This is a genomic window from Christensenella intestinihominis (assembly GCF_001678845.1).
GTDB lineage: Bacteria > Bacillota > Clostridia > Christensenellales > Christensenellaceae > Christensenella > Christensenella intestinihominis.
The window spans coordinates 208,083-229,074 of the sequence record NZ_MAIQ01000004.1; the positions used below are offsets into that span (position 1 = coordinate 208,083).

Here is a 20,992-nt window from a genome sequence, read left to right on the forward strand (position 1 = left end):
TCCTTAAAGCAGTCCAAATATTTCACGATACTTTTTATTCCCCAACTCATTTTTATAATCTTGAAGCATATCCTTGAAATAAGGGTAATCTGGGGTATATCCAAAATCGTGATGCGCTTTTTCTATACTGAATAAAAATGAAGGCGTACTGTTTTTAATATCCGGCGCATATGTGATTTGCGATTTTTTAGAGGGCTTTGAAAAAACCTCAATCGCTGCGCTCGCCTGTTCTTCCAAGGTAACGGCATTCCCCGAGGTTATATTATATAACCCACGGGTCTCGTCGCTTTTTAAAGCCTTGGAAAAAGCTTGGGCCACGTCCTTTACATATACAATATCCCTGCTAAGGGTTTTATCCCCATGAATACATATATCGTCTCCCTTTATGGCGTTGTCGATAAATATTTGTATTCCTGATTTAACTAATTTTCCATTCACATGCAGTGACCCATGAGGCCCGACGCCGAAAACAGGCGGCAAACGGAAAACGGCATTACTCATGCCATGCTGTTGATTGTAATATTCCATTATATCCGAAGCTGCATTCTTTGAAAAAACATAGGCTGCGTGGTCTCCCAAATAACCATAATTTCTTGGTTCCTCCTCCGTTAGGGGAACGTTCTTTTTCCATGCTTTAGATACATCGGCATAGGAAGAAGTCGAAATCATCCGCCCGATTCGGTTTTTCCTGCAATATTCCAGGACGTTGATTGTCCCTATCGTATTTACTTCAAAATAATCGGCAGCATTATCAACGGTTTGTAAATCCGCACATGTATTGGCGGGCAGTAAGGCCGCTAATAAGATTACCGCATCAATATCCTTTTGCGGCAAAGAATTAAATGCTTCTTTATCTGTAATATCTATTTTGTAATACGGTACATTCAGTCGACTATAGTAATCCTTAAATGTATCCCGCCTTCCAGTCGTTGCGACCTCGAATCCATCCTTCCGCAGCCGTTCAATTACATGCACCCCAATAAAACTCGATCCGCCAATAACCAATATCATCGCCAGTTTTCTCTCCATATTTTCAATATACTATTTGTTACATACTTGACCTGCATATCATCCAATAGCGTATGCAACGGGAGCGTCACTTCATTCTCATACATTTCATATGCGTTCGGAAAATCTTTGATATCAAATCCCATATTCCGGTAAGCGGTATGCATGGGAAGCGGCTTGTAATGTACATTTGTTGCAATCCCGGCTTCTGACATCCTGCGGATAAATGCATTCCGTTCCTGTTCACTTTTTCCATCAAGCCTCATCAGGTATAAATGGCCGCTCGAGGTATATTCCGGTGTAAAATGCCTGAGCATCGTCACAGGAAGCTGCGAAAGCGCGCGGTCATAATACCCGATCACTTCCCTGCGTTTATCCAGCAACGCGCCATAACGGTCTAATTGCGCCAACCCGATAGACGCGCAAATATCCGTCATATTATACTTATATGCCGGACATAAGATATCGTATTCCCAGCCGCCGGCCGTCGTTTTCGCCAGCGCATCCTTCGACTGCCCATGCAGGGATAACAGCATGTATTGCTTGTATAATTCATTGTCATCAATCTGCGGAATTTCCCGCCACGTAACCGCGCCGCCTTCCCCGGTGGTCAAATTCTTGACGGCATGGAAAGAAAAACAGGTGAAATCCGCAACGCTTCCGCTTTTGCGGCCTTTATATTCCGCCCCAAACGAGTGCGCCGCATCGGCAACAACGGCAACCCGGCCAATCCTTTCCTGCATTTCGTTTGCCGCATGGAATCGACTTTTTTTCTCGTTGACAATTTGGAAAATTTTGTCGTAATCACACATTACTCCGGCGATATCCACCGGGATAACCGCCTTTGTTTTTTCACTGACTGCGTCTGCAAGCGCTTCATAATTCATATGGAATGAATCTTTCGCCGTATCCACCAACACAATTTTGGCGCCAACATGGGCGATGACGCTTGCGCTTGCCGTGTAGGTATATGCACTGGTAATAACTTCGTCGCCGGGACCGATTCCAAGCACCCTAAGCGTGAGCTCCAGCGCCGCCGTCGCCGATCCCAGGCACGCCGACTTTTTCGTCCCGCAGTATTCGGCGATTCTATATTCAAATTGCTTTGTTTTGGGCCCGGTCGTTATCCATCCCGACCGCAACGTTTCCGCAACCGCATCTATTTCTTCCTGCGTGATATCCGGTGGTGAAAACGGTATTTTAAACTCCTGCCGCACTCTTTTTCCCTTTTCTTGTTTTCAAAATTCCTGCCGTAGCCAGCACGCCTGCCGCCGCGCCCGCCGTATCGATCAGCACATCCGTCGCCTGGCAGCTGCGCCCCGCGCTGAACAACTGGTGAAACTCGTCTGTCGCCGCATATGCCGCGCAGAGTAAGATCGCCAGCACAACCTGTATCTGTGCCTTTCGCCGGAAGGTGGACAATAGAAGCATGGCAAGGATACCCAATATCAGGTATTCTGCCGCATGCGCCGTCTTGCGCACGGCCGTTTCCGTACTGGCCCACACTTCCGTTTGCCGTTCCGGCGACAACGTGTCGAAATCCGGCGTCGTAATACGGACAACGGTCCTTGTAATTTCCCCGCTTAAACCGGCTGAATCATCCGAATTCATCGACGACATACTGAAAATAAATATCATCCATGCAATCAGTAATACCAGACAGATACCGCGTTTTTTTGAAATGCTTCCATTATTCATCTTGCCCGGCCGCTGTCCACGGTTTATAATTGGGAACCGCCTCATAAAGCAGCGTCAGCGCACTGCTGTCATTCCGGCGGGCCAGCTCTATCATTTCCAGCGTCAGCTTGCGCACTTCCGCAAAATCCGTATTTACCGGCGGATCGACCTTGAAAATGCGCTCGTGCGTCGTGGTGTCAAGCCGTTCCTTTTCCTCGGCCATCGCGAGTTCCTCGTACAGCTTTTCTCCCGGCCGCAAGCCGATAATTTCAATCGGGATATCCACGTCCGGTTCATATCCGTAAAAATGAATCAGCGTTTTTGCCAGCTCCATAATTTTAACCGGCTTTCCCATGTCGAGTACGTAAACCGCGCCGCTGTCGGCGAGGGCTCCCGCCTGCAACACCAACTGGGCGGCTTCCGGAATTGTCATGAAGTACCGGACAATGTCCGGATGCGTCACAGCCACGGGACCGCCATTCTTGATCTGCTTTTCCATCAGCGGAATAACGCTGCCGTGCGAGCCCAAAACATTTCCAAACCGCACGCTCATACATTTCATCTGCGTCCTTCCCGCAAACGACTGTACCGCGAGTTCGGTAAGCCGCTTGGTCGCCCCCATGATGTTGGTGGGATTGACGGCTTTGTCCGTAGAAAGGTTCACAAAGCGCTCCACCCCCATATCGCTTGCCACCTGAAGGGTATTGACCGTCCCCATCACGTTGTTCTTAATCGCTTCGAGCGGGCTGTCCTCCATCAGCGGCACATGCTTATGCGCCGCCGCATGGAATACGATCTGCGGGCACACCTCACGAAACACCTGTTCCAGCCGTTCCTTTTCCCGCACGGAGCCAATCCGTATCTGTATGTTTAGCTGGTCGCCGTACTGCTGCCTTAGCTCGCAATACAATTCATACGCAGTGTTCTCATAAATATCGAAAATTGTCAGGCTCCTGATATCAAAACGCGATACCTGGCGGCATATCTCGGAGCCAATGGAGCCGCCTCCGCCCGTTACAAGAATATCTTTGCCGTTGAGGTACGCCCCGATTCCGCCGACATCCAGTTTCACTTCATCGCGCTGGAGAATATCGTTCACCTGCACTTCCCGCAGCGCTGGCGCACCCTTTTTCTTTTCTACATCCATCTCCTGGATAAGCGGAAGTATCCTGACCCGGCACCCGGTCTGGTGGCATATATCCAAAATTTCCGACAGCTTTTCCCCCTTAACGGAAGGAATTGCTACAATGATATCCGATATACTCCGCTGCGTAGCAATTTTGGGGATATCCTTAGTGAGACCGATGACTTCTACCCCCTGAATGCGCATTTTTTGCTTATTGGGATCATCATCCACCGCGACAATGCTGCGGTACCTGCCGGACCCGCGTATTTGCGCAATAATCATTGCCGCGCCGGACCCAGCCCCCACAATGAGCAATCCGGCGTGCGCCGGACCCTTTTTGCCGCTCTTTCTGATGGAAAGATAACGGATCGTCCGGTATCCAAACCGTGAAGCGCATAAAAACATCAGCATCAGCAGGCAAAAAAGCGCCTGTATGGAAAGCGGTATGCCAAGGCCAAACACCGCGTTGCATGCGAAACAAATTGCGCAGCCAATCGCCACGCTCGCAAGGATACGCAGCCCCTCTGAAATGCCGCTGTACCTCCACATGCTGTGATAGAGCCGCAGCAGGTAGAACAGGACGCAGAACAGCACGGACATAACCGGCCATGCCGCCCACATCATATTGGAAACCGCCGGGGTTGGGACGAGGCTTTCAAAACGAATACATACCGCGAAATAAAGCGACAAAAACACGGAAACAATATCACAAAGGACCAGGAATACAATCACTGAATTACGCTTTTTAGATGCGCCGTGTTCTTCTTCGTGTTCCGCTGCCTTCATTATGGCCTCACCCCCTGTCTACAATTTATTAATATTTTCAGCCAAACAAAAAGCCGAACCTGCGTTCAGCTTTCTTCAGCTTTCCTTCTTTTGTATCTGTTGCGGTGCGTCGAACCACTGGAACGACATCCAGACTTCCTTGACATGGCTCCCGACTTTAATTTCCACCATGGCGCTGCGCCTGTGTTTATTTACCTTTCTGATCACACCCTCATAATCCTGAAGCGGACCGTCGATAATTTTAATACGGTCGCCTTCCATTACGGCCTGGGATAAGCGAATCACCCCATGATAACGCAATACCCATCTGGCAAACTTCAAGTCTTCCCCGCGCAGTTCGAACCCGTCGTCGTATTTTAAACAGCCGGTTAGCTGGCTGATTCCATAAAACAATCCGAAATTCAAAGGAGCTTCCGAATACAGGAAAATATATCCCGGTAAAAGTACATGCTGGTATTTCATCCATGTACTCTTCTTTTTCTCCTCCCGTTCATACTTCGGGACAAGCGAATAACAGCCGCAAACACGGCTGATTTTAGTCGCCACTTTCTCTTCTTCCCCCGCATAACAGGATACGCAATAACAATAGGGATATTCCATAACCCTAGCCTACACCGCCTATAAGTCCGTGCAGGGACCACGCCACGCTGTCTGCGTTGTACGCTCCCTCACATGGATTGTACCGTAATTTATCAACCTCACAAACTTCTGTAAATTCCCCTGATGAGTACCTATTGTCTGGTATTGTCCGTACATAAAAGTATAGACATACATACTTGTATTTTTAAACATTTTCGTTATAATAGAATATAAGCAAAGCCGCTTTTTATGCGAAAGTGGCGCGCTAATCAACCGTGATATTGGCAGTACGTTAAAGTATAGTTTTAGGTATTATTTCGTGACTTGCCAGCATTTAATATCACGCTATTTTTTTATTCCGTGATTGATTATATTCCTAATTCTTTTATTTTTTTGAAAAAATAAGTGCGCCCTACTTTCAGTTCTTCCAGTGCTTCTTTGAGCGTAATTTCCTTTCTCCTCCAGCGAATTGCCACTTTCCGGAAATTCGGCGGAACCGCCATTTTTTGTCTGCCGAATTTTACGCCCCGAGCCTTAGCGGCTGCGATTCCCTCCGCTTGGCGGGCCCGGATATTTTCCCTCTCTTTTTGTGCAACATAAGATAAAATTTGCAGGACCAGGTCGGCAATAAAGATTCCCGTCAGGTCGTCTCCCTTTTGGCGCGTATCCAGAAGAGGCATATCCAGCACCACAACGTCCACCTCTTTTTCACGCGTCATAATGCGCCACTGGTCCATAATTTCGGCGTAGTTCCTTCCCAGCCGGTCGATAGAGCTGATAAAAACCGCATCCCCCTTTTTCAGCCGCCTTAAGAGCTTCTTATATTTTGGCCGGTTAAAATCCTTTCCGCTTTGCTTATCAATAAAGATATCTTCTTTCTCAATACCCGCCTTCAGCAAGGCGGAAATCTGCCTGTCCTCATGCTGCTCTTTTGTCGATACGCGTGCATATCCATACACTTTTTCCTTCATTCTGTACCCCCGTTTACGAATTTGTATTTTTTGATATTTTTTCACATATATTTATTGTAGAGGAACATCGCCCCCTATCTAATTAAAAATGGTTTTAATTAGATTAAAATTTATGAATATGCAGGAAAACGGATGGAATTATACAAATTCCGAACAAAAAAAAGGCCGGTCCGCTTGAAGCTTCGGACCGGTCTCCGGGTAATAATGCTTTATTGGTCGGCTTTTGTTTTGTCTTCATCAATATCGTCAAAGCGCAAAAAAGCTGCCGATACGCCGTCATCTTTAAATTCTTCCACATCCGCAGGCTTTGTATCCGTCATTACAACATCATCTTCTTCCACGAATTCACCGGGATTAATATCTCTTTTATCCATAATCATTACCTCCTTTGATTGTGGTATATTGTTAAACGGATTTCGCACCGTTAAACCGGTTAACAAAATGTCCGGTTTGCGCCGTCAAAAAAGGCTTATCAAAAGAAAGGGAATAAAATGAAGCTGAAACATGCATCGATGATGGCAGTTTCCTGCCATCAGAATTCCCGGAGAAAGGAATATAATAATAAGGAGGTCAAAAAAAATGAAAGAAGCGGTAATCAAGGACGGCTGTATCGGCTGCGGCCTTTGCGAAGGCATATGCCCGGAAGTATTCCGCATGACGGATTGTAACGTTGCGGAGGTCTACGGCGGGATTACGCCGGAAAACGAGGAGAGCGCTTCCGAGGCGGAGAGCAGCTGCCCGGTCGGCGTCATTTCCATCAGCGGCAATTAAACCCGGGAACCCCTGCAAAAGCCTGCCGCTTCCAGGCAGGCTTTTGCGGTTTTGCCCATTCCTGTGCTAAAATAGGTATGGGAGGAAATTTTTATGCCGATTTCAAAACAGACGCTTGACTTCTTAGCGCAAAATAAATTTAATAACAGCCGCGAATGGTTCCATGCGCATAAGCCGGAATATCAGGAATATGTGCTTGCGCCCATGGCGGAACTGGTAGAGCTTCTCGCGCCGGCCATGTTGAAAATCGATCCGCGCCTGATCACTGAGCCAAAGGTTGGCAAGGCGATTTCGCGTATCTACCGCGACACGCGGTTTTCCCACGATAAGTCCCTGTACCGCGAGGTGATGTGGATCGTCTTTTCGCGCGGAAAAAAGGAATTCGGGTGTCCGCCCGGGTTTGTCCTCGAGTTTTCGCCCCAGGGTTTCCGCTATGGCTGCGGATACTATGGCGCACCGCCGCGTACTATGGAAATGATTCGGAAAATGGCCCTCCAGGGGGACAAAAGCTTTAAAAAGGCTTTCCAGGTTATGAAAAAGCAGGATGTTTTTGTCCTGGAAGGAGATTTCTATAAGCGGAGCAAATGCCCCGATGCGCCGGAAGACCTGCGTAATTGGCTTGACCGCAAAAACCTTGACTGGATGAGGAACAGCACGGACGCCGGACTCCTGTTTTCACCGGACCTGTTTAAAACGCTTGCCGAAGGATTTACGCTCCTCGCGCCTTTTTATGCCTTTCTATGCAAGGTGGAGGAACGGCTTTTAACCGAAGCCTGAATTCATATTTTTTTTACAATTTCATATGTTTAAAAACCTGCCGCGTTGGTATTAGTTAAATATAAAGTAAGAAAAGGAGATGGATAAAAATGGCAGGATTAATTCCATTTGGTCACCGTCATGGTCTTTCGAGAGGGTTTGATGATCTCGGCTTCTGGGATGGCAGTTTCATGCGCAATTTTTTGAACGGATCGGATGGATTCACCAACTTCAAGGTGGACGTCAGGGATTTGGACGACCGCTATGAGGTTGACGCCGATCTTCCGGGGCTTCACCGGGAGATGATCGACGTTTCTTATGACGACGGAATCCTTACGATCAGTGCGGATATGAATGAGGAATCCAGGACGGAAAAAGACAATTATGTGGTGAATGAGCGCCGTATGGGCCGCGTTTCCCGTTCGTTTTCGGTAAACGACGTAAAGGAAAACGAAATTTCCGCGGAATACAAAGACGGCGTATTGAAGGTCGTTCTCCCGAAGAGCGGCGAGGAAAAGAAAAAATCCAAAAAGATCGACATCAGGTGACAAACAAAAAAGACCTGCATCACGAATGTGATGCAGGTCTTTTTTTACATCAGGCGATACAAAAGGTTCTTGATTGGGGGCGTGCCATATTCATTATGCGGTATTCGCCCCGCCTCGAACAACCTTGTCTTTTTACAAAATTTTTGCGATTCCGTCCCGGCCCTCGACAACGCCGATCGTAAGCCCGAAATCTTTTGTTTCCCCGGGCGCAAGCATTACCAGCTGTCCGCGCTCGCGTGCCGCCGCCCGGCCTTCCGGCAGGCTGTTCGTCGGCTCGAGGCCGACCACATAATCTCCCTCGCCCATCATTTTCCATTCGCCGAAATAAGTGAACTGTTCGCGGCTAAACTTTACATATCCTCCCAGCCCAAGTTTTTCATTATAGAGGCAGGAATAGCTTTCATCGCCCTTTACCCTCGGAAGCTCGTGGTAAAACACCTGCTCGTTATAGCCATGCACAGGAGGCTCAAACTCCATATAGCGGTCGATGCCCTTTTCGCCTTCCGCATCGCGCGCCCGCACCTTTGTTCCTTCCGGTTCAACCAGCACAGTGTCTTCGCTTATGAGCGGATAGCCAAAATTGCAGTGGTACAACAGCATCAACGGCGCTTGCGTATGCCCGCAATTTTCCACACGGTCGTGGATGTGGACGCACGGTTCGCCCAATTTCACCGTAAATTCACGGGTGAGGACCATATTTTCGCCAAACACCGCGCTTTCGGCAACCTTCCCGCGAATGCGGATTACATAATCGTCCCCTTCCCATTCTTTGCTCACGCCCACATCATAGGCGGGCGTATTGCTGATCCTTCCGTGCAGCCCGAGGGTCTCGCCCGCGTCCGTACACGGCGCGCCCATATAGGTGAGGCCGCACGTGGTCATCAGGCCTGCAAAAAATCCGCGAAAGAAGCCGAGCCCGTCTTTTTCAAAATATGCCGGGCTTACAACCCCCGGTTTTCCGATATACGCGACCGGCGTTCCCTTGTATTCCGCCCACGCAATATCCATGCCCCGCGAGGGAAGGATCGAGAAGGAAAAGCCCCCGCCCGTCTTTACGTCAATTACGCGGACGCCGTCCGCCTTGCCCGCAGTCAGCATGCCCTCGCGCGCATCCGCAATCTGTGACATATCGCCCACATATTTGGTCAGTTCCTTTTTCGTCACTTTCTTTCCAAACAATTCCATTGCCCGTCGTCTCCTCCAAACTTTTTATGGGTACAATTTGTTCCAGCCCGGGCGGAAGCCCTGCAAGGCGGCAGCATTGTGCTTTGTACCGGCACATATGGATAAGCCTTTATTTACGCCGCCAGCCTGTTCCCGGCATAAATCCCGGGGCCTAAACCTCCATAAGCATATCGCCGATATCGGAAAGGCTGTCCGAGGCTTTATGGTATACCTTCATCATCCTGTCGTAATACTCCATGTTCTCCGGAATGGGAGCAACATTTTCCTCAATCTTATGCAGCGAGTCAATCTTATCAAAATCAGGCCAGATTCCTGTCCCGACTGCCGCGCAAGCCGCCGCCCCAAGCGCCGCAGCCTGCTCGTCGATGTTGGACTTTAGGACGTGCATTTTATAAACATCCGCATAAATCTGCCGCCACAGCGCGCTCTTGCTGCCGCCGCCCACGAGGAGCATTTCGTCCGCGATATCCGTCATTCCGCGCAGCTTATCGAGGCACGCGCGAAGACCCATGGAAATTCCCTCCATCGAGGCGCGGATCACATCCGCACGCGTGTGGATCAGGTCGAGGCCCATAAACGCGCCGCGCAGGTTATAGCTCCTGTCCATCGGCATTCCGCCGCCAAGACTCGGATTGAAGAGCAGCTTGTTGGAGCCAACCGGGGATTTCGCCGCTTCCCGTGTCATCAGGTCGTAGGCGTCTTCCCCTGTTTTTTCCGCCTCTTCCGCAAATTCCCGGCACATCTGGTCACGCATCCAGCGGAAGCAGGTACCGCCCGCCGTAAGGCACAGGGCGGAGGCAAAATAGCCGGGGACCACGTGCGAGAACACATATGGCCGGGAATTTGCTTCCAGCAGCGGCTTCTGCGAGGAAACCGCAATCCACGAGGACGAGCCCAGGGAGTTATACACCCTGCCTTCCTTAAACGCCTTTGCCCCGAGCGCCATACAGGAATTATCCACGCCGCCCGAAACAACCTTGACATTAGTCGTCAGGCCGAGCTCATCGGCCGCTTCTTTTGATATCTGCCCAATCACATCCGTAGAGGCCACGACCTCCGGGAAAATTTCTGCCGGCAGTCCCATCGCATCCATCAGCTCGGGGGAATATTCCCATTTTTCAAGGTCCCATACGCCGCTTCCCGAGGCATACGAGGGGTCCGTGCACAAACGGCCCGTCAGCTTATAGTTGACATAATCCTTCGTGCCGATTACCTTGCCGATATTCCGGTACACATCCGGCTCGTTGTCTTTGTACCATAAAATTTTAAACGCGGAATAAAACATTGGGGTAAAGCCGTTTCCCGTTGTCATATACCATTTTTCTTCGCTGTAATTTTTAAAAACGCCGGCAACCTGCTTTGTCGCGCGGCCGTCGGACCAGATCGGCGTAAACTCCCGCAGGAGCGCGCCGTCCCTGCCAATCGGCACCGCGCCAAGGCTATGGCCCGAAATACCGCAGCATGTAATATCGTTTTTATCTACCTTCGTTTTTTCCAGCAGGAGGCGCGTACTTTTTACGATCGCATCCCACCAGTCCTCCGGCTTCTGCTCATGCCAGCCATGCGCCGGGTAAGCCGTATTATAAGACATAAAAGCGGCCGCGATGCAGTTTCCATCGCTATCATAAAGAGACGCCTTGTTTCCGCCGGTTCCAAGGTCCCATGCAATTATTTTCTGTTCCATTTTTCTAGGCTCCTTTGTTTCCTATTCTGCTTTCTTCAGCTCGTCTTCCGTGAGCAGCAGCCTGTTCAGCCTGTCGGTTGCATCCGTAAGCGCCGTACGCGCATCCGCCTGCCCTGTTACGGTATCATATACCGCTTTCCCGAGGATATCCTCGAACATCTGCTCCGAAAGGCAGGTGCCGTCCTCCCTCAGCGGGAGTTCCCTCATGCGGCCAAATTCACTCGCCTCCGCCGTCCTGTGGAGCCACGGATAAACGTTTGCCACCTCGAGGTTCTCCACCGCCGTCCGGCGGGGTACGAAGCCGCCGAGAATGGTGCTCAAAACCGAAATCTCCCGGTCTGTCGCCCATTTAATAAATTCAAACGCCGCATCCTTCTGCCTGCTGCTGGCGTTCACGGCAAGCGCCCATCCGCCGTCCACGCTGACCTTGCCCGGCATGAAGCCGAAGCCGATCTTTCCGTTGACCTTGGACTTGCTCCACTCCGTTACGGTGAACATATTGTCCGTAAACAGGGTAATCATGGCGGCTTTGCCGCTGCGGAATTCCACCGCCTGCTCTCCCCACCAGTTGTCGCACGATTCTGCCGAGGCATAATGAAAGCTTTCCTTGTAATTTTCCAGCGCGCAGACGGCTTCCTCGCTGTCGAGCGTGAACCGGGCGCCGTCGTGCACGTCCCCGCCGAACGCCCACAGCCGCGGCAAATATTCGCACACGCCGCCCGACGACATACGGCTGCCGAGCGTCGTCCCGAATTCCGTGGGGGAATCCGGATTGAATTTGCGTGTAAAGAACTGGGCGACCATGTTGAACTCTTCCCACGTGTGGGGCGGCTGCAGCTCTTTTTTGTACTGCTCGTAAAACATACGCTGCATGCGGATATCCGCGAAGCAATCCTTGCGGTAGAAAAGCAGCTGTGTGCAAAACGTGAAGGGAATTGCGTAAACGGAATCCTGCCTGACGGAATATTTTTCAAAAATATTGGGCAGCATATCGTCGTAATAATCCGGGTCCCGCGCGATATAGCGGTCCAGATTCTCTACAACCTTCTTTTGCGCGAGCTCCGCAAGCCACGGGATGTCCACATCGAACACATCATAATTATCCTTATACCATTCATCCCGGATTGCCCAATACATTTTCGGATAGGCCTTGGCGTCAATTTCAAGCTCAAATCCGGTCTTTTTCTCGAAATCGGACTTCAGCGTCTCCATCGCATACCGCGCCCTGTCGATGGTCAGCAGCACCCGCAGCTTCCTCCGCGGCTCCGTCACCTTGATTTCCGGTTTGGGGTCGAGCTCCTTTAAATGCTCCGGTTTTACCTTCAAAAAAACGGTGCGGCCCGAAAATTTCGGCCCTTTGTCGATATAATCCAGCATCATCTGGAACGCCGTTTCCACCAGCTCGATGTAAGGATGCGGCACATAGATCACACCCTCGCGCGAGGTAAGCGTCCACGAGGTGGGCATATTGGCCACCACAAGCGGCCGGGCTTCCTTGGGGATGTGAAGCACTTCGCAGGCCTTCAGGATCGACTCCATCGCCTGGGAACAAATCACCAGGATCACCTGGGGCGGCCGCGCCGACGCAACGAGGCGCAGCGCTTCCTTTAAAAGTCCTTCCCTGTCGTAGCTCGATACCGCGCACAGGTGCTGCTGCACCGTCAGGCCGTAGCTGCGGTGCGCCTCCACATACCCGTTGAACGTCTGCTGCTCAAGCGTATACTGGATAGGGCTCAGCAGGATTCCAATGTCCTCGTATCCCGCCTTCAGCAGCTGTGAAACCGTGCTCTTGGCCTGTTCCCGGGCGTCAAGCCCCACGTAGTGGCATTTTTCGTCATCCGGCTCGCGCTGCAAAAAAACGATCTTCAGCCCGCTTTGGCGCAGCCTGTTAAACAGCTCCGTATTCTGGGGCTGGCAGGTCGACAGCATCACGCCGTCCACATTGTGCATGAGCGCCATATTTAAAAGCCGTGTTTCCAGTTCGGAATCTTCGTTGGTAATATGCAGGTTTGTGACATATCCTTTTTCCGCGAACAGTGCGGACAGGTTCGTATACATCTGGGCCATTGCCGCCGCAACGACATTTGGCAAAATCACGTCGATCTGCATGGATTTACTCAGCTTCAGGCTGCGTGCAATAGCGTTTGGCTCGTAAGCCAGTTCTTTCATTGCCTTTTCGACACGCTTCACCTTGTCGAGGCTTACCCCTTTTGCCCCATTAATAATATTGGAAACCGTACCGTGGGAAACCCCTGCCAGCTTCGCAACATCCTTCATCGTTGCCATAAATCCTCTTCACCAACCTATATTATTTATTTGGGCTTTAATACCCCGTCCCGAGCTCTCCTTCGTCGCTCAGGAAAAGTTCGCCCTTTTCCGCGCGTTTTACCGCTTCCTCGAGAATATCCTTCGAGGAACGCGTGCCGATGCGCACCGTGCCCGTCGCAAGGACAGCCAATGCCGCATCCAGGGTTTTTACGCCGCCCGCGGCCTTTACCTTCATGCCGTCCGCGTGCTCCACCATGATTTTAAGGTCATGGATGGTTGCGCCGCCGCCCGCATATCCTGTGGATGTTTTGGAAAAATCTGCGCCGCCTGCCTTTGCAAGCTCGCTCGCTTTGATAATCTGGTCGTCATTCAGGTAATAATTTTCAAAAATGACCTTCAGCAGTGCGCCGCCGTCATGCGCCGCTTTTGCAACCTGCTTGATCTCATCCAGCACATAATCGTATTCACCGGAAAGGAAACGGCCGATATTCATTACCATATCCACTTCCACGGCGCCCTTTTCGATCGCGTCCTTCGTTTCAAACACCTTGGTTTCCGTTGTGCATGTGCCGTGCGGGAAGCCGATGACCGTCGTCGGAAGCACTTTTGTTCCCTCGAGCTCGCGGACCACAATCGGGAGGTCGGAAGGCCGTACGCATACCGAAACGCATCGATATTGCTTTGCAAGGGCGCAGCCCTCTTTGAGTTCTTTTACCGTGATGTCCGGACGCAAAAGGGAATGGTCGAGTGCGTCTGCAATTTCCTGTACCGTGATTGATTTCTTTTCCATGGTATCTTTCTCCTATATATTATATTTTAAATTTTCAGAAAAGGAAATAGTTCTGTTAAGTTATGTGCGGTCCGGAGGAACGGCCGGGCCGTCCCTCCCACCCGCTAAAGAGGAAAAAATGAAAAAATTACTGATTCCTGATAGATTCCAAAATGTTGATCGCCGATTTCATGCCGATGCCAAAGCGCCGTGCGCCCGCATCATAAAACCGCTGCAGCGTATCGAAATCGCGTACCCCGCCGGCCACCTTGATCTTGACCCGGTCGCCCACCGCCTGTTTCATCAGTTCCACATGCCGCACCTCGGTGGGTTTTGCGGAATAACCCGTACCGGTTTTGACGTACTGCGCGCCCGATTCCGCCACGATATCGCTTCCGGCCCTGATCTCGTCGTCCGTCAGGTATGTCACCTCAAGGATTACTTTTACCGGAAACCCGTCCGCCGCTTCAATCACGGCTGCAATATCGTCCTTCACGTAGCCAAGCTTTCCCGATTTCAGCTTCGATACGCTTAAAACCATATCAAACTCGGTACAGCCAAGCTTTTTCATCTCCTTTACCTGGAACACCTTGTCCTGCGTGAGGTCCGTGCCCGTCGGGAAACCGATGGGCGCGCCCATAATCACCCTGGTGTCCGGCCCAAGCTCCCGCTTCAAATATTCAATATTGCACGGCATTACAAACGCCGCAATAAAGCCGTATTGATTCGCCGCCCGGGCAAGCTCCGCCACATCCGCTTCCGTAGTAGGAACGGAAAGGGCGCTGATATCCACAATGCCCGGCAATGTTTCAAACGTTAACTGATTATTCATGATTTTCCCCGCTTTCTTTACTGGATCGTATAGCCGCCGTCGATCACGAGGTTTTCCCCGTTAATAAGGCTCGCCGCGTCGCTCGCGAGGAATACCGCGCAGGCCGCGACTTCCTCGGGATAGCCAAACCTGCGGGCCGGGATGGTTTTTTTGAAAGCCTCCCCTACCTCGCCTTCCCAGGCTGCTTCGCCCATAGGGGTCAGGATCACCGTGGGAGAGATGGCGTTTACGTTTATATTATACTGCGCCCATTCAAAGCACAGCAATTTTGTCATATAAATCACACCTGCCTTGGCCACGCCGTAGGCGATGTGCTTGTCGAGCGCGACGATACCGGCCTGGGACGCCATATTGATAATCTTCCCGCCTCCGTTTTCAATCATGGTCCGCCCCACCGCCTGGTTGAGCATAAACATTCCCTTAAGGTTTACGTTCATTGTGAGGTCCCACATTTCCTCGGTCATGTCCACCGCCTTGTCAATAAGGCCGACTCCCGCGCAGTTGACAAGGATGTCAATCTTTCCAAACCGCGCGATTGCCGCGTCCGTAACGCCCCTGCGGTCTTCCCCTTTGGTAATGTCGCCCTTGTAACCCATATATATGCGTCCAAGGCCCTCCACGTACGCTTTCAGTTCATCTGACTCCGTACGGTCGAACACAATAATATCCGCGCCCTTGCGTGCATACATCTTCGCAATCTCAAACCCGATGCCGCTTGCCGCGCCGGTGATAATCGCCCGTTTGCCCGCGAGGTCAAAATTTTCATCGAAATTCCTTTTTGCCATTTGTTATCCTCCTTATGGGTCCCGGCCCGCCCCCAGGCAGGCGCTAAAGCTCACTTTCCGCCGCCTCGTGCGGCGTAAAAAAACAAGGCGGTGGAAAAATAAGTCATAGAACCGCCTTGCTTTCTGTAAAATCCTATATCGATTAAGCGGTCTGACTCTCTTTTGCGTCGTTTGCCGCCGAATCCAGCGTATAAGACATAATCTTTACCTGGTCTGCTTCGTCATGCCCCAGAACTCCCCGGAGTTCTCCGTGGTGCATCACCATAATCCGGTCGCACAGGGACAATACCTCCGGCATTTCCGACGACAGGAGCACCACCGATACGCCTTCCTTTGCAAGGTCGTCGATAATGTGGTATATCTCCGATTTCGCGCCGATATCAATTCCATGCGTGGGCTCGTCCATGAACAGGATTTTCGGCCCGTTCATCAGCCAGCGCGCAACAATTGTTTTTTGCTGGTTGCCGCCCGACAAATTATTGACGCATTGCTGGAGGGACGGCGTTTTAACATTCAGTTTATCGACGTATTCGTCCGCGATTCCCTTTACCTTATTTTTGTTCAGGAGCCCGAGCGTGCTCTTCAGCCTCTTCAGGTATACCATCGTCATGTTGTCTTCCACGGACATCTTAAGGAATAGCCCCTGGATTTTACGGCCTTCCGGAATCAGCGCCATGCCGTGGTTGATTGCGTCTTCCGTGTTTTTAATTTTGACTTCTTTTCCATCCAGTTTGATGGTCCCGGCTGTCTTCATGTGCGCGCCGAAAATCGTTTCCAAAAGCTCGCTGCGCCCCGCGCCCACAAGGCCGGTAAGCCCGAGAACCTCTCCTTCGTACAGCTTGAAGGAAACATCCTTTACGCGGCCGCGCGCATCGGAAAGATGCTCCACCTCGAGGATCGGCTTGCGCGTTTCGTAGTCGCTCATGAATTCACGGTGCGCGGACTGGTCGAACTCGCGCCCAACCATCAGGTTAATCATCGTCTGCTCGTCCATGTCTTTCTTTTCGCGCGTATCAATATGCTTCCCGTCGCGCAATACCGTAATTTTATCCGCAATTTCCATAATCTCTTCCAGCTTGTGCGAAATATACAGGATTGCAACGCCATTCTTGCGGAGATTATCCACAATTTTAAGCAGGAACTTGATTTCCCCCTCCGTGAGGGACGCCGTCGGTTCGTCCATAATCAGCATTTTGGACCGGAAGGACATTGCCTTAACGATTTCGAGAAGCTGCTGTTCGGATACGCTCAGGTTTTTAACAATCGCCTTGGGACTGATATAATCAATGCCAAGCTCGTCAAGGAAATCCTGGGTATCTTTATACATTTTTGCGCGATCGATCATGATCCCTTTTTTGGGCATCCTGCCGATATACACATTTTCCGCAGCCGTCATATGCTGCGCAAGGGACAACTCCTGGTGGATCATCGCAATCCCCGCTTCCTGCGCCTCTTTTGGTTCTTTGAAGTGGACTTCCCGTCCTTCAAATTCCACGGTTCCTTCTTCTGCCGGATAAACCCCGGACAGTATATTCATCAGCGTGGATTTGCCCGCGCCGTTTTCACCGACAACCGCGTGCACCTCTCCGCTGTAAATATCAAAGCTTACGTTGTCAAGAGCTCTAACACCTGGGAAGATTTTAGATATGCCGTTCAGTCTGCAAATCAGCTCTTTGCTCATATTAATAACCTCCGTTTTTTGAAGGATGGGGACTGCACCGCGTGCAGTCCCATCCTCAAACACTCTTCTGCTTAGAACAGTTCCGGGAACAGTTCCTTCACGTTGTCAGGCGTTGCCATAACGCCCTTGTACCAGTTGATTTCTTCTTTCGGTCCCTGGCCGGCGACGAGCTGGTTGAACGCGTCGATAACCGGCTGTGCACCCTGGTTGAACGGGTCCTGGTCGATGCAGCCCTTGATTGTGCCGTCCGCAATGTACGGAGCGGTTTCAGCAAGAACGTCGTGGCATACCAGCATAACCTGGTCTGCTTTACCCTGGTCTACGAGAGCTTTCGCAGCGCCGGACGGGCCGCCGGCCGTTACATACAGGCCTTTGAGGTCCGGGTTCGCCGTCAGGATATTGACTGTCTGCGTGTAAGCTTCCTCTGCCTTGTCGTTGTTTTCAACTTCAGCGACCATCTCCAGCTTGTCGTTCGCGTCGAGAATCTCGTGCGCGCCTTTTCTTCTCAGTTCATGTCCGAGTACGGAGAAGTCGCCGGTGATGATGGCATATTTGCCTTCGCCGCCCATCAGCTCTTCGAGCTTCTTGCCGCATTCCTGGCCGCCGTATGTACCATCCTGGCCATAGTACGCCTGGCGCTTGGAATTTTCGCCCGGCTCCGTGTTGAACGCATACATGAGGATACCGGCATCAACGCCTTTATCCGTAACCGGCTGCAGGGCTTCGGAAATACCGAAGTAGCAGATTGCATCATATCCGGCAGCGATATCGTTTTCAATGATGCTCGTCCATTTCTGAGGATCGAAGTCTTCCACGGACTGGCAGTCAACCGTGCAGTTCCTGTCGGCGAGGACTTCCTTCGCCCAGTTCTGGCCTACGAGAACAGCCGCGCCAAACGGGTTGTTCTGCACCATGATCGTCGCGATCTTCAGGGGCTTTTCGGAAACCTGGTCTACAGGCATGGACAGCGGGGTTTTCCCGGCGGGAATCTCGATGTCCGCCGCGGGCGTAAAGTCGCCGGCGGGTTCAGCGTCGGAAGAAGCTTCCGTGGATGCTTCTGTGGACGCTTCTGTTGAAGCTTCCGTAGATGCTTCCGTGCTCGGTTCCGCAGCAGGTGCGGAGCAGCCAACCAGCATCGCTACGCAGAGAATCACTGCAACGAGGGTTACTAAAGTCTTTTTTAACATAATCTTTCCTCCCAGATTTTTTTATTATCCAACCGGCTGGGCCGGTTTGAATACAACATGAGTAATGCAGTTACCGGGTTGCGCGTTTTTTCCGGACACTGTCGATCGCAACCGCGCCGATGATAATCAGGCCCAGGATAACCGTCTGCCAATAACCGGAGACCGCAAGCTGTACGAACATATTCTTTAATACGCCCATAAGCGCCGCGCCAACCACCGTACCGAGGATGCTTCCTTCGCCGCCCGACATCGAGATGCCGCCGATAACCGCCGCCGCGATAACATCCATCTCGTAACTCTTACCAAAGGACGGGTCCGCGCTGTTCATCTGCCCCACGAGGAGCAGTGCGCACACGCCTGCCAGCAAACCTTCGATCACATATACGAGGGTCAGTATCCTGTCTACCTTGATACCGGACAGCTTTGCCGCAGGGGCGCTGTTGCCGACCGCGTAAATGTTCCGCCCGGTCATTGTATTGTTTGCAAAAATAAATCCAAGTACGACGATCGCCGCCATGACGATTACGGAGATCGGAACCGGCCCGATATAGCCGCCGCCGAATACGGAAATCCAGGTCGGCTGGTAGCTGATCGGCGATCCGTTGGTAATCAGCAGCGCGATACCGCTGCCGATGCTCATCGTACCGAGCGTAGCGATGAACGGCGGCAGGCCAACCTTGGAGACCAGCAGGCCGTTCGCAAGGCCCATGCCCGCGCCGAAGCCCAGAATGAGGAGAAGCACGATGATGCCGGGGGTTCCCTCGTTCGCACGTGCGATATAGGTGCCGAACGCCGCTGAAGCCGCGATGACCGACCCGACCGAAAGGTCGATGCCCGTGGTGATGATGATGAGGCCCATACCTACTGCGAGGATTGCCGTCAGTGAGAACTGCCTCATAATATTGAATACGTTTGTCGGCGTCGGGAATGTTTCCGGCCTCAGGATGCACATAACGATGCATAATGCAATCAATGCAACAAGGGCCGTCATTTCCGGCTTTGCCATTACTTGTCCGAATTTTCCGCTCTTCTTGGCGGAAAGTTCCGTTCCGGTTTGATTACTCATAATTTTCCTCCCTATAATGCCAGGGCAGATCGCCCCAATCTATCATATATACGGCGCGAGGCCGTATTATGAACAATAAAATCCCCGCGCTTACCAGCAGGTATACGCGCCGTCTACCGGAATGGCCGATCCCGTGGTAAACGTCGATGCGTCGCTCGCAAGGTAGAGAACCACGCCCTGCAGTTCGTCGGGCGTGCCCGGGCGTTTCATCGGCGACATCGCCATCCACTTATCGACCCATTCGCCGCCGTCCGCGAAAAACTTTTTCGTCATTTCCGTTTGCATATAGCCGGGGCAGATTGCATTTACGCGGATATTGTAAGGCGCCCATTCGCATGCCAGGCTTTTGGTAAGATGGATTACGCCCGCTTTGGACGCGTTGTAGGAAGTCTGCGGCTGCGGCGTATTGACAATGAGTCCGGACATGGACGCCGTATTGATGATATTGCCGTATCCCTGCCGGATCATGGCGCGTCCCGCCGCCTGCGAGCCGAAGAACACGCCGTTTAAGTTAATATTGATTACGGAAAGCCATTCCTCGGGCGTTACATCCTCGGCGGGGATATGCTTCACAATTCCGGCATTATTAATCATCACATCGATTTTACCGAATGTGTTTACCGTGAATTCCACCAGCTTCCGGTTGTCCTCCGGCGAGGTGACGTCGCACTTCACAGCGTCTGCTTTTACACCGTACGTTTTCGCGATTTCGTTTGCGGTTTCCCGGGCAAGGTCCGTATTAATCTCAGCGATTACGATATCCGACCCGGCCGAAGCAAGCGCCTCCGCCATTGCCTTTCCAAGCCCCTGCGCAGCGCCGGTTACAACGCTGGCTTTTCCGTTCATTGAAAATTTATCGATTACATTCATGGATTCAAACCTCCAAAAGTTTTCGTTTGCGATCCGCCCGGCCGACAAAAAGGTACCGTTTTTGCCGTCATGGCCTTAGGCTCCGGGGTAATAAGGAATCGCGGAAAATCCTGCGTTTTTATATTCGCCTTTTTTTATTCGCCTTTTTTGTTTCCGGCGCATTTCGGCACGGCAAACAATATTGACTTAATTATTCAGTTGCCCCTTCGGACAAGAGGCCCGGATTCGCTTTCCCTTAAAGCCGGTATGCAGTTTGTTGTTACTTGGTTTCTTTCTATAAATAAAAATTTTTAAAATTTAAATGCTGATTCACTGTCGAATGGCCGTTTATTTGGAACGTTCCATTCGCTTTGTTGGTTGTATTCTATCACACGGATTTTTTAAAAGCAATAGATTTTTGCAAAATTCCGAAAAATTTTTGGAACGTTCAAAAAATGTTTGAC

At 51.2% G+C, this 20,992-nt stretch carries 20 protein-coding genes; 3 read left to right on the forward strand and 17 right to left on the reverse strand.

Translation table 11 applies throughout. The features are described from left to right. Window positions 1-3 precede the first annotated feature (3 nt). From BBD38_RS07410 to BBD38_RS14495, 7 genes are all read right to left on the reverse strand, one after another. Window positions 4-1,029, reverse strand: coding sequence for an NAD-dependent epimerase/dehydratase family protein (locus tag BBD38_RS07410; protein ID WP_235829112.1), 1,026 nt, complete (start codon window positions 1,027-1,029; stop codon window positions 4-6). Beyond that, window positions 1,008-2,225, reverse strand: coding sequence for a DegT/DnrJ/EryC1/StrS family aminotransferase (locus tag BBD38_RS07415; protein WP_066686320.1), 1,218 nt, complete (start codon window positions 2,223-2,225; stop codon window positions 1,008-1,010). Before BBD38_RS07415 ends, BBD38_RS07410 begins: the two co-directional genes overlap by 22 nt. Further along, a complete protein-coding gene (locus BBD38_RS07420; protein WP_066686322.1) occupies window positions 2,209-2,706 on the reverse strand; it encodes a VanZ family protein in 498 nt (165 codons plus the stop codon). Before BBD38_RS07420 ends, BBD38_RS07415 begins: the two co-directional genes overlap by 17 nt. Next, on the reverse strand, window positions 2,699-4,597 hold the full coding sequence (locus BBD38_RS07425; RefSeq protein ID WP_082989554.1) for a polysaccharide biosynthesis protein: 1,899 nt from the start codon (window positions 4,595-4,597) through the stop codon (window positions 2,699-2,701). Before BBD38_RS07425 ends, BBD38_RS07420 begins: the two co-directional genes overlap by 8 nt. Window positions 4,598-4,672: 75 nt before the next feature. After that, a complete protein-coding gene (locus BBD38_RS07430; protein ID WP_066686324.1) occupies window positions 4,673-5,197 on the reverse strand; it encodes a transcription termination/antitermination NusG family protein in 525 nt (174 codons plus the stop codon). Between the two features lie 347 nt (window positions 5,198-5,544). Beyond that, window positions 5,545-6,147: a recombinase family protein gene (locus tag BBD38_RS07435; protein WP_066686326.1), complete on the reverse strand. Its 603-nt coding sequence runs from the start codon at window positions 6,145-6,147 to the stop codon at window positions 5,545-5,547. A gap of 209 nt (window positions 6,148-6,356) precedes the next feature. After that, window positions 6,357-6,521: a hypothetical protein gene (locus BBD38_RS14495; protein WP_156738177.1), complete on the reverse strand. Its 165-nt coding sequence runs from the start codon at window positions 6,519-6,521 to the stop codon at window positions 6,357-6,359. A 205-nt stretch (window positions 6,522-6,726) separates the two neighbouring features. Here BBD38_RS14495 and BBD38_RS07440 point away from each other — a divergent pair, with 205 nt between their 5' ends. The 3 genes from BBD38_RS07440 to BBD38_RS07450 all read left to right on the forward strand — a co-directional run bounded on the left by BBD38_RS07440 (window position 6,727) and on the right by BBD38_RS07450 (window position 8,222). After that, window positions 6,727-6,918 (forward strand): ferredoxin, encoded by a 192-nt coding sequence (locus tag BBD38_RS07440; protein WP_066686329.1) that lies wholly within the window; start codon window positions 6,727-6,729, stop codon window positions 6,916-6,918. A 93-nt stretch (window positions 6,919-7,011) separates the two neighbouring features. Beyond that, the gene (locus tag BBD38_RS07445) at window positions 7,012-7,695 is read left to right on the forward strand and encodes a DUF2461 domain-containing protein (protein ID WP_066686331.1); all 684 of its coding nucleotides are present in this window, start codon (window positions 7,012-7,014) and stop codon (window positions 7,693-7,695) included. A gap of 170 nt (window positions 7,696-7,865) precedes the next feature. Beyond that, on the forward strand, window positions 7,866-8,222 hold the full coding sequence (locus BBD38_RS07450; RefSeq protein WP_207644637.1) for an Hsp20/alpha crystallin family protein: 357 nt from the start codon (window positions 7,866-7,868) through the stop codon (window positions 8,220-8,222). 132 nt (window positions 8,223-8,354) lie between these two features. Here the strand turns inward: BBD38_RS07450 and BBD38_RS07455 are convergent, their stop codons facing one another. The 10 genes from BBD38_RS07455 to BBD38_RS07500 all read right to left on the reverse strand — a co-directional run bounded on the left by BBD38_RS07455 (window position 8,355) and on the right by BBD38_RS07500 (window position 20,549). Then, window positions 8,355-9,407 (reverse strand): aldose 1-epimerase family protein, encoded by a 1,053-nt coding sequence (locus tag BBD38_RS07455; protein WP_066686335.1) that lies wholly within the window; start codon window positions 9,405-9,407, stop codon window positions 8,355-8,357. Window positions 9,408-9,558: 151 nt separating this feature from the next. Next, window positions 9,559-11,091, reverse strand: coding sequence for a xylulokinase (locus BBD38_RS07460; RefSeq protein WP_066686336.1), 1,533 nt, complete (start codon window positions 11,089-11,091; stop codon window positions 9,559-9,561). Window positions 11,092-11,112: 21 nt separating this feature from the next. After that, complete coding sequence (locus BBD38_RS07465) at window positions 11,113-13,377, reverse strand: extracellular solute-binding protein (protein ID WP_066686338.1); 2,265 nt, start codon at window positions 13,375-13,377, stop codon at window positions 11,113-11,115. A gap of 37 nt (window positions 13,378-13,414) precedes the next feature. Then, window positions 13,415-14,149, reverse strand: a complete 735-nt coding sequence (deoC, locus tag BBD38_RS07470) for a deoxyribose-phosphate aldolase (protein WP_066686340.1) — start codon at window positions 14,147-14,149, stop codon at window positions 13,415-13,417. Between the two features lie 127 nt (window positions 14,150-14,276). Beyond that, complete coding sequence (deoC, locus tag BBD38_RS07475; protein WP_066686342.1) at window positions 14,277-14,960, reverse strand: deoxyribose-phosphate aldolase; 684 nt, start codon at window positions 14,958-14,960, stop codon at window positions 14,277-14,279. 17 nt (window positions 14,961-14,977) lie between these two features. Then, window positions 14,978-15,745: a GolD/DthD family dehydrogenase gene (locus BBD38_RS07480; protein WP_066686344.1), complete on the reverse strand. Its 768-nt coding sequence runs from the start codon at window positions 15,743-15,745 to the stop codon at window positions 14,978-14,980. A gap of 142 nt (window positions 15,746-15,887) precedes the next feature. Beyond that, window positions 15,888-17,426 (reverse strand): sugar ABC transporter ATP-binding protein, encoded by a 1,539-nt coding sequence (locus BBD38_RS07485; protein ID WP_066686346.1) that lies wholly within the window; start codon window positions 17,424-17,426, stop codon window positions 15,888-15,890. A 71-nt stretch (window positions 17,427-17,497) separates the two neighbouring features. Next, entirely contained in the window at window positions 17,498-18,613 is a 1,116-nt protein-coding gene (locus BBD38_RS07490) for a sugar ABC transporter substrate-binding protein (RefSeq protein WP_066686347.1), read from the reverse strand. Between the two features lie 70 nt (window positions 18,614-18,683). Further along, entirely contained in the window at window positions 18,684-19,679 is a 996-nt protein-coding gene (locus tag BBD38_RS07495) for an ABC transporter permease (RefSeq protein WP_066686348.1), read from the reverse strand. A gap of 90 nt (window positions 19,680-19,769) precedes the next feature. Then, a complete protein-coding gene (locus BBD38_RS07500; RefSeq protein WP_066686349.1) occupies window positions 19,770-20,549 on the reverse strand; it encodes a glucose 1-dehydrogenase in 780 nt (259 codons plus the stop codon). Window positions 20,550-20,992 lie beyond the last annotated feature (443 nt).

What these genes read in the sequence shown, in the direction of transcription:
- BBD38_RS14495 (WP_156738177.1), bottom strand. Translation starts at nt 6,521, where the DNA reads ATGGATAAAAGAGATATTAATCCCGGTGAATTCGTGGAAGAAGATGAT.
- BBD38_RS07485 (WP_066686346.1), bottom strand. Translation starts at nt 17,426, where the DNA reads ATGAGCAAAGAGCTGATTTGCAGACTGAACGGCATATCTAAAATCTTC.
- BBD38_RS07460 (WP_066686336.1), bottom strand. Translation starts at nt 11,091, where the DNA reads ATGGAACAGAAAATAATTGCATGGGACCTTGGAACCGGCGGAAACAAG.
- deoC (WP_066686342.1), bottom strand. Translation starts at nt 14,960, where the DNA reads ATGAATAATCAGTTAACGTTTGAAACATTGCCGGGCATTGTGGATATC.
- BBD38_RS07430 (WP_066686324.1), bottom strand. Translation starts at nt 5,197, where the DNA reads ATGGAATATCCCTATTGTTATTGCGTATCCTGTTATGCGGGGGAAGAA.
- BBD38_RS07440 (WP_066686329.1), top strand. Translation starts at nt 6,727, where the DNA reads ATGAAAGAAGCGGTAATCAAGGACGGCTGTATCGGCTGCGGCCTTTGC.
- BBD38_RS07425 (WP_082989554.1), bottom strand. Translation starts at nt 4,597, where the DNA reads ATGAAGGCAGCGGAACACGAAGAAGAACACGGCGCATCTAAAAAGCGT.
- BBD38_RS07500 (WP_066686349.1), bottom strand. Translation starts at nt 20,549, where the DNA reads ATGAATGTAATCGATAAATTTTCAATGAACGGAAAAGCCAGCGTTGTA.
- BBD38_RS07480 (WP_066686344.1), bottom strand. Translation starts at nt 15,745, where the DNA reads ATGGCAAAAAGGAATTTCGATGAAAATTTTGACCTCGCGGGCAAACGG.
- BBD38_RS07420 (WP_066686322.1), bottom strand. Translation starts at nt 2,706, where the DNA reads ATGAATAATGGAAGCATTTCAAAAAAACGCGGTATCTGTCTGGTATTA.
- deoC (WP_066686340.1), bottom strand. Translation starts at nt 14,149, where the DNA reads ATGGAAAAGAAATCAATCACGGTACAGGAAATTGCAGACGCACTCGAC.
- BBD38_RS07495 (WP_066686348.1), bottom strand. Translation starts at nt 19,679, where the DNA reads ATGAGTAATCAAACCGGAACGGAACTTTCCGCCAAGAAGAGCGGAAAA.
- BBD38_RS07490 (WP_066686347.1), bottom strand. Translation starts at nt 18,613, where the DNA reads ATGTTAAAAAAGACTTTAGTAACCCTCGTTGCAGTGATTCTCTGCGTA.
- BBD38_RS07410 (WP_235829112.1), bottom strand. Translation starts at nt 1,029, where the DNA reads ATGGAGAGAAAACTGGCGATGATATTGGTTATTGGCGGATCGAGTTTT.
- BBD38_RS07455 (WP_066686335.1), bottom strand. Translation starts at nt 9,407, where the DNA reads ATGGAATTGTTTGGAAAGAAAGTGACGAAAAAGGAACTGACCAAATAT.
- BBD38_RS07445 (WP_066686331.1), top strand. Translation starts at nt 7,012, where the DNA reads ATGCCGATTTCAAAACAGACGCTTGACTTCTTAGCGCAAAATAAATTT.
- BBD38_RS07450 (WP_207644637.1), top strand. Translation starts at nt 7,866, where the DNA reads ATGCGCAATTTTTTGAACGGATCGGATGGATTCACCAACTTCAAGGTG.
- BBD38_RS07465 (WP_066686338.1), bottom strand. Translation starts at nt 13,377, where the DNA reads ATGGCAACGATGAAGGATGTTGCGAAGCTGGCAGGGGTTTCCCACGGT.
- BBD38_RS07435 (WP_066686326.1), bottom strand. Translation starts at nt 6,147, where the DNA reads ATGAAGGAAAAAGTGTATGGATATGCACGCGTATCGACAAAAGAGCAG.